Genomic DNA, 8,008 nt, shown 5'->3' with positions numbered 1-8,008 from the left:
CCCCCCCCCCCCCGCCCCCGGACCCCGGCCGCCCGGCAGAACGACGGGCAGATCACCGACTGGGCGCTGGCCGCGGGCGGCGGGGACCGGGAGGCCGCCGACCGGTTCGTCCGGGCGACCTACGAGGACGTCCGCCGCTTCGTCGCCTACCTCAGCTCCGATGCCCCGGGGGCCGATGACCTGGCCCAGGAGACCTACCTGCGGGCGATGAGCGGACTGGCCCGGTTCGCGGGGCGTTCCTGCGCCCGGACCTGGCTGATGTCGATCGCGCGGCGCGTCGTCATCGACCGGCACCGGGCGGCCGCCGTACGCCCCCGGACCGCCGACACCGCGGACTGGCAGACCGCGGCGGAACGCGCCCAGCCCCGCCATCTGCCCGGATTCGAGGAGTCCGCCGCGGTGCTGGACGCCCTGCGCCGACTGGACCCGGCGCGCCGCCAGGCCTTCGTCCTCACCCAACTGCTGGGCGCGTCCTACGAGGAGGCCGCGGCCGCCGCCGACTGCCCGATCGGCACGGTGCGCTCCCGAGTGGCGCGCGCCCGTCGCGAACTCGCCGGCCAGTGGCGCACGGAACCGGCCGACCCCGCACCCGACGCCGCTCCGGGGGCGTCCGGCGGATAGGGCCGGATAGAGAGCCGGACCGGACAGGGCTGGACAGAGTCGGACAGGGCTGGGTGGAGCCGGGCAGGCCTAGGCGGCGTCCGCTCGGGATCCCTCGGGTTCCCGGGCGGTACGCATGCGGAGCAGGAGCACCGGCAGCAGCAGGCACTGGAGGCAGACCGCCGCCCAGAACCCCCGCGCCGAGCCCGCCGCCTCCGCCGCCCCGTACAGCTGCCCGCCCACCACCCCGCTGGCGAACGCGCCGATGCCCGCAGCCAGCCGCTGCCGCCCGAACACGCTCGCCGGGGCGGCCGACGAACGGGCCAGCGCCTCCAGGTCGTTCTTGAGGAAGAGCACGATCTCCCCGAGGCACAGCAACGCCCCGCCCACCGCGATCCCCGCGTACCCTCCGGCACCGATCGCCGCCATGCCCGCCGCCATCGCCCCGAAGCCCCACCGCAGCGCGGCCGGATAGCTCAGCGCGGCGACCCGTTCCGCCAGCAGCGGCTGGGCGACGACGAGGAGGGCCGCGTACCCCGCCAGGACGACCCCGTAGAAGGCCGCAGACGTCCGGGGGACCGCGTACAGCGCCAGATAGTGCTGGAAGAACATGAACGCGTACACGCTGAGGACGGTCGCCACGAACGGCGAAAGCCCTGTGCGCGGCGCGTCCGGCACCCGGTCCGGGGCAGCGGCCCGCCTCGTGCCGCCCCGGTCCGCCGCGCCCGGCGGCAGCAGCGCGTGGCCGGCGCCGACGAGCGCGAACAGCACCGTGACGCAGGAGAACAGCACCCCGGGCGAGCCCATGACGAGAGGCGCGGCGGCCGGCGGGCCCAGCGCCATCCCCGCGTTGAACGCCGAACTGCTCGCCGACAGCAGCCGGGGCCGGTCGGCCTCGGGTGCGCCGTCCACCAAGTACGCCTTGTTCGCAGGGAGATAGAGCGCCGCGCCCGCCGACACCAGCAGCAGCGCCCCGACCGCGAGGACCGGACTGGTCAGCCCGGGGACGAACGCGGCGAACCCCGCCGTACGCAGCGCCAGCGCCAGCAGCATCGCGCGCCGCAGCCCGATTCTCCCGGTCACCGGCCCAGCGACCACGCCCCCGGCGAACTGGATCAGCGAGGCGACGGCCAGCACGAAGCCGACCGTGCCGAGCCCGAGGCCGAGCCGCTGGTGCAGCAGGACCGACATGTAGGGCAGCACGGCGAAGCTGCCCAGCGTGATCAGGAACGAGCCCGCCAGCAGGAACCGCTGGGGGCCGGTGAACCGACGCCCTGCGCCAGCCCGTTCACCGCGCACCCGGCCCTCCGGAGGGCCCTTTCTCGACGGAGCCGACAGCGCCCGGCGGCCCTCCCGAGGGCTTCCTACCGAGGGGGCCGGCAGCCCCCGGCACTCCGGAGGCCTTCCTGTCGTCGGGTCCGGAAGCCCCCGGCCCTCCGGAGGGCCCGGTGCTCACGCCGTGCCGGCCGCGACGACCGGGCGGACCCGGACCGCCGCGCTCCACGCCCGGTGCTGGGCCAGTTCCGCCGTCCGCCCCTCGGCCAGCACCATGCCCGTGCAGCCCCGCTGGTCCCCGACGTGGACCACGCTCTCGCCGGGATCGCGCACCGGGAACCACTCCACCGCCCCCGGGAACGCGGCGAGTTCGTCGAGCCCGAGCCAGCCCTTCAGCACCCCGGGCCGATCCGCGTACACCAACACGAAGCCGTACGCGGGGCCTTCGGCGGCGAGCGGGGCGTCCAGCAGCGCCGGGCGGCGGCCCAGCGCCTCGTCCGTCATCGCCGTGTAGACGTTGGTCCGCAGCGTGCGGCACAGCACCTCGCCGACCAGCGCGCCGCCGATCCTGCGGTTGATCTCCACCAGCTCGGGTCCGTCGGCCGTCAGGATGAACTCCACGTGAGCGAAGCCCCGTTCGTGCCCGGCCGCCGCCAGGACCCGGCCCACGCCCCACTCGACCCCGGCCCGTTCGGACTCCGGCAGCGCCACCGGGAACGCCGCCGCCTCCTCCCGTACCACCGCGGCCCGGGAGGTCTGGCGGCTCAGCACCCCGAGCAGCCGGGTGGTTCCGTCCCAGCTGAGGGTCTCCGCGCTGTACAGCGGACCGGCGAGGAAGGCTTCGGCGAACAATGCTCCCATCAGGGTCTGTTCGCCCGCTTCCGCCAGCGCCCGGTGCAGGGCCTCCTCGTCGTGCACGATCCACACGTGCCGTGAGGAGGTGCCCGCCGAGTCCTTCAGGACCGCGGGCAGCCCCACTGCCCGCAGCACCTCCCCGGCGCCTTCGGGGCCCGGCGGGACGGCTGTGGCCGGGCTCCGGCTCAGCCCGTTCGCGTGGAGCGTCTCGCGGACCCGGCGCTTGTCCCGCAGCAGCCGTACGGCCTCCGGGTCCGGCCCGGGGAGGCCGCGCTCGCGGGCCAGTTCGGCGGCGGGCAGGCTCCAGGTGTCCGTCGTGTTGATCAGCCCGGCCAGGTCCGGCACGGCGTCCAGCGCCCGGCGGACGGCCTCCTGGTCCCACGTGTCGACGTCCACGACGTCCAGCGCGTCCGGCGGCAGCACCGCCAACTCGTGCCGGTAGACCGCACGGTCACCGGTCAGCAGGCACAGCCGGTGCCCCGCCTCCGCAGCCGCCTCCGCCATCCGCCCCAGGCCGAAGGACAGGGACTCCAGTGCGACGATCGTCATGGCAGCAGCTCCACGCTCGGTACGGAGGAAGGGGCGGGGGACGTGGACGGGGAGGGGACATCGCCGTTGGAGGTCCAGGCGCCCTCGGCGGTCCGGGCGGCCTCCGGAGCGGCGCGCCCGGCCCACTCCATCACCGACCAGGGCGGCCGCAGTTCGTCCGGCGAGACGATGGTCCGGGGGCGCAGCCCCGCCGGGTCCAGCGCCTCGGCATGCCGGGCGAAGACCCGCTCCGCGTACCGGTGTCCGGTGTCGGCGCCCAGCACCAGATGCAGCCGCCCGGGATCGCGGGCCGCCTCCCAGGACGCCGTCAGATGGGCCGCGCCGGTGGACAGCCCCGCGAACACCGCGTGCTCCCGCAGCAGTCCGACCGCCCCGGCCATCGCATGGCGGAAGTCCAGCCAGTGCACGGTGTCGTACAGCTCGTGGCGGACGTTTCCGAACGGGATCGAGCTGCCGATGCCCGCGATGATCGCCTCCGGGTCCTCGAACCGCTCGCTCCCGAAGGTCACACTGCCGAACGGCTGGATGCCCACCAGCCGCACCGACCGCCCCGACTCCCGCAGCGCCCGCGCCAGTCCACCGGTCGACGCACCCGTGCCCACCGCGCCGACCACGGTCAGCGGACCTTCCGGCAGCGCCCCGGTCAGCAGCTCCGCGAACTCCCGGTAGCCCTCGTGGTGAACCCCGTCGTGGTACTGCCGCATCCAGTGGAAGTCGGGCCGCTCGGCCAGCAGCCGGCGCACATGGCGTACGCGCAGCTCCTGGTCCAGGCGCAGGCTCTGCGAGGGCGGCATCGCGTCGACCGTCGCGCCGAGGATCTCCAACTGCGCGCGCATAGTGGCGTCCACGGTGGTGGAGGCGACGATGTGGCAGCGCAGCCCGTAGCGGTGGCAGGCCATGGCGAGGGCCAGCGCGTAGATGCCGCTGGAACTGTCGACCAGGGTCTGCCCGGGCACCACCCGGCCCCGGCGCAGCAGCGAGCGGACCGCGCCGAGCGCCGCGTACACCTTCATCGTCTCGAAGCGGGCGAGGACGACGTCTCCGGTCAGCCGGATCAGGTCCGGGGTCTTCACCGCGTCGGTGATGTGATCGTGGACCGCCGCGGCGGGCGTGGTGGCGGTGCGCGGACGGGCGTCCGCCCCCGCCCTCACGCCCGCCGCCCGCGCACGATGAGCCGGTCCGAGCGCTGGTCGTAGCCGGACGCGTCGAACCCGCCGAAGCACTCCACGTCGGTGAAGCCCACACTCTCGAAGAGGGCGTGCAGCTCGGCCGCCGAGTAGAGCCAGGAGGTGATGGAAGCGGTGCGCGCCGTCGTGCCGCGCACCAGCGTCCAGTCCGTACGCAGCCGCCGCCAGCTGTCGAGGACGGTGTCGCGCTGGACGACGTAACTCCCGTCCGGCAGGTCGACCGCCTTCGGCCGCCCGATCCAGCCCGCCAGCACCTCCTTGCCCATCACGTCCACCACCAGCTGCCCGCCCGGCGCGAGGCTCGCGTACGCGTTGCGCAGCACCTGGAGGTTGTCCTCGGCCGCCTCGAAGTAGCCGAACGACGTGAAGACGTTCAGGATCACGTCGAAGGCGCCCGGCTCCTGGTACGTGAGCATGTCGGCGCGCTCCAGCCTGGCCTTCGCGCCCGCCGCGTCGCAGGCGGCACGCGCGCGCTCCAGCATGGAGGGGGACAGGTCCACGCCCGTCACCTCGTACCCGTGGCCCGCCAGCGGCACCACGAAGAGGCCGGGCCCGCAGCACAGGTCCAGGACTCTCGAGCCCGGTGGGAAGTCCAGCAGCGGGGAAGAGGCGACCAGGGCGGCGGCGGACTCGGCCCGGGCCGGTGGGAACATCGTCGCGGCGAAATCCGACCAGAGCGCGTCGTCCTCGTACCAGTGCATGCCTCGCGGTCTCCTCCCGGGCCAAGGGCCCCGTGGGTGTACTGCGGCGGTCATCCCGGCGGCCGTGCGTCGCACCCCCCCCCGCTTCCGTCACCGGGAGGGCCTCCCGCACCCGGTGTCTCTCCAGTAGTCGGCCGCCCCGCCCGGGAAGTTCCCGCGTGAACACCTGGCGATGTCCTGCCCGGGCCTTCCCCGTGATCACCGGCCGATGCCGGGGGCCCGCCGCCCAGGAGGCCTCGCCGGCTTCACCGGAGGCTTGCGGGCGCCGCCGGAGGCTTCACCGGCGGCTTCCGGGCGCCGGCGGGGGGCCTCACCGGAGGTTCCCGGCCGGTGTGCAGGCGACGTAACCGGTCTTGTTCGCCCGGTGTCATCCCTGGGTAACGGGCCCTTCCTAGATTCGGGAGCGACCGCCGCCCGCCCCGCGTCCCGCACGGAACGCCCGCCCCCGAAGGGCCCCGCACATGACCGTGCCGACCCCGCAGCCGGACGCCCTCGCCACCGACCGGGTGCGTACGGTCTGCTCGTACTGCGGTGTCGGCTGCGGGATCGTCCTCGACATCGCCGCCGGCCCCGACGGCCGCCGCACCGTCGTGAAGGCGTCCGGCGACAAGGAGCACCCGTCGAACGCCGGCCGGCTCTGCACCAAGGGCGCGACCGGCGCGGACCTCCTCGCCGCACCCGGCCGGCTGACCACCGCCCTGGCCCGCGCCGACCGCAGCGAGCAGCCCGCCCCGCTGGGCCGGGACGCGGCCATCGCCGAGACGGCACGCCGGCTGCGGTCCGTGCTGGACACCCACGGCCCGGACGCGGTGGCCCTCTACGTCTCCGGCCAGATGACGCTGGAGGCGCAGTACCTCGCCAACAAGCTGGCCAAGGGCTTTGTGCGTACCAACACCATCGAGTCCAACTCCCGCCTCTGCATGGCGAGTGCGGGCAGCGGCTACAAGCTGTCCCTGGGCGCGGACGGGCCGCCCGGCTCGTACGAGGACTTCGCCCACGCCGACGTCTTCCTCGTCACCGGGGCCAACATGGCCGACTGCCACCCGATCCTCTTCCTGCGGATGATGGAGCGCGTCAAGGCGGGCGCGAAGCTGATCGTCGTCGACCCCCGCCGCAACGCCACGGCCGCCAAGGCCGACCTGTACCTGCGGATCCGGCCCGGTACCGACCTGGCCCTCCTCAACGGACTGCTGCACCTCCTCGTCGAGAACGGGCACACCGACCCCGCGTTCATCGCCGAGCACACCGAGGGCTGGGAGCAGATGCCCGCCTTCCTCCGCGACTACCCGCCCGCCGCGGTCGCGGAGATCACCGGCATCCCGGAGGACGACATCCGGCAGGCGGCCCGCTGGATCGGCGAGGCGGGCGAGTGGATGAGCTGCTGGACGATGGGGCTCAACCAGTCCACCCACGGCACCTGGAACACCAACGCGCTGATCAACCTGCACCTGGCGACCGGCGCGATCTGCCGCCCCGGCAGCGGACCGTTCTCGCTCACCGGCCAGCCCAACGCGATGGGCGGCCGCGAGATGGGGTACATGGGCCCCGGGCTGCCCGGCCAGCGCTCGGTCCTGTCCGACGAGGACCGCGCCTTCACCGAGGAGCTCTGGGGCGTACCGCCCGGCACCCTGCGCGCGGACGGCTCGGGCAGCGGCACCGTCGACATGTTCCGGCGCATGGCCGAGGGGGAGATCAAGGCCTGCTGGATCATCTGCACCAACCCGGTCGCCTCGGTCGCCAACCGCCGGACCGTCATCGAAGGCCTGGAGGCCGCCGAATTCGTCGTCACCCAGGACGTGTTCGCCGACACCGAGACCAACGCGTACGCCGATGTCGTCCTGCCCGCCGCCCTCTGGGCCGAGTCCGAGGGCGTGATGATCAACTCGGAGCGCACCCTCACCCTCTCCCGCCGCGCCACCGACCCACCCGGCGAGGCGTGGCCGGACTGGCGGATCATCGCGGAGGTGGCCTGCGCCATGGGGTACGAGGAGGCCTTCGGCTACACGAGCGCCGAGGAGATCTTCGCCGAGATCACCCGGGCGTGGAACCCGCACACCGGCTACGACCTGCGGGGCGTGACGTACGAGCGACTGCGCGGGACGCCCGTGCAGTGGCCGAGCGCGGACGCCGAAGGACCCACCCGCAACCCCGTGCGCTACCTCAACGACGGCGTCAGCCAGGAGCTGACCGTACGGCCCGACGGCAGCGTGCCCAGGCTTGCCTTCCCCCTCCCCGGCGGCCGGGCCGTCTTCCACGCCCGCCCGCACCTGCCGGCGGCTGAAATGCCCGACGAGGACTTCCCGTTCGTCCTCAACACCGGCCGTCTCCAGCACCAGTGGCACACCCTCACCAAGACCGCCAAGGTCAGCAAACTCAACCGGCTGGACCCCGCCCCCTTCGTGGAGATCCACCCCGACGACGCGGCCGCCCTGGCCCTGGCCGAGGGCGACGGCGTCGAGGTCGCCTCACGGCGCGGCCGCGCGGTGCTCCCGGCCCGGATCACGGACCGGGTCGCGGCGGGGGAGTGCTTCGCGCCGTTCCACTGGAACGACCTGTTCGGCGAGTACCTCGGTGTGAACGCGGTGACGAACGACGCGGTCGACCCGATCTCGTTCCAGCCGGAGCTGAAGGTGTGCGCGGTCCGGCTGGCGAAGGTCGCGGCCCCGGCGGTGCGCCCGGCTCCCCCCACGGCGGACCGGGCCGGGCTCACCGGCGCCCTCGGTCTCGCGGACCACGAGAGCGTGGTGGGGCCGGTGGGGTCGGCGGACCGGGTGGGGGCTAGCATGCCCCGGCGGGGGGGCGCCGGCGGCGCTAACGGCGCCGGGCCCAGCTGATTCGCGG

6 protein-coding genes are annotated in these 8,008 nt (G+C 74.3%); 2 read left to right on the top strand and 4 right to left on the bottom strand.

What is annotated here, in order from left to right; translation table 11 throughout:
- Window positions 1–621 (top strand): sigma-70 family RNA polymerase sigma factor (locus tag JS521_RS31110; RefSeq protein WP_239488095.1); only part of this gene is annotated, 621 nt, incomplete at its 5' end.
- Between the two features lie 69 nt (window positions 622–690).
- Here the strand turns inward: JS521_RS31110 and JS521_RS31105 are convergent.
- The 4 genes from JS521_RS31105 to JS521_RS31090 all read right to left on the bottom strand — a co-directional run bounded on the left by JS521_RS31105 (window position 691) and on the right by JS521_RS31090 (window position 5,167).
- Window positions 691–1,899: an MFS transporter gene (locus tag JS521_RS31105; protein ID WP_205086266.1), complete on the bottom strand. Its 1,209-nt coding sequence runs from the start codon at window positions 1,897–1,899 to the stop codon at window positions 691–693.
- Between the two features lie 153 nt (window positions 1,900–2,052).
- On the bottom strand, window positions 2,053–3,279 hold the full coding sequence (locus JS521_RS31100) for an ATP-grasp domain-containing protein (protein WP_205086265.1): 1,227 nt from the start codon (window positions 3,277–3,279) through the stop codon (window positions 2,053–2,055).
- Window positions 3,276–4,430 carry a pyridoxal-phosphate dependent enzyme gene (locus JS521_RS31095; protein WP_205086264.1) on the bottom strand — a complete coding sequence of 385 codons (1,155 nt, stop codon included), beginning with the start codon at window positions 4,428–4,430 and terminating at the stop codon, window positions 3,276–3,278. Before JS521_RS31095 ends, JS521_RS31100 begins: the two co-directional genes overlap by 4 nt.
- The gene (locus tag JS521_RS31090) at window positions 4,427–5,167 is read right to left on the bottom strand and encodes a class I SAM-dependent methyltransferase (RefSeq protein WP_205086263.1); all 741 of its coding nucleotides are present in this window, start codon (window positions 5,165–5,167) and stop codon (window positions 4,427–4,429) included. The genes JS521_RS31095 and JS521_RS31090 overlap by 4 nt, the downstream gene beginning before the upstream one ends.
- A gap of 461 nt (window positions 5,168–5,628) precedes the next feature.
- Here JS521_RS31090 and JS521_RS31085 point away from each other — a divergent pair, with 461 nt between their 5' ends.
- Window positions 5,629–8,001, top strand: coding sequence for a molybdopterin oxidoreductase family protein (locus tag JS521_RS31085; protein ID WP_239488094.1), 2,373 nt, complete (start codon window positions 5,629–5,631; stop codon window positions 7,999–8,001).
- Window positions 8,002–8,008: the final 7 nt, after the last annotated feature.

The organism is Streptomyces durocortorensis, assembly GCF_016901035.1.
Classification (GTDB): domain Bacteria; phylum Actinomycetota; class Actinomycetes; order Streptomycetales; family Streptomycetaceae; genus Streptomyces; species Streptomyces durocortorensis.
The sequence above is the reverse complement of the archived record's forward strand: the minus strand, read 5'-3'. Positions and strand labels throughout refer to the sequence as shown.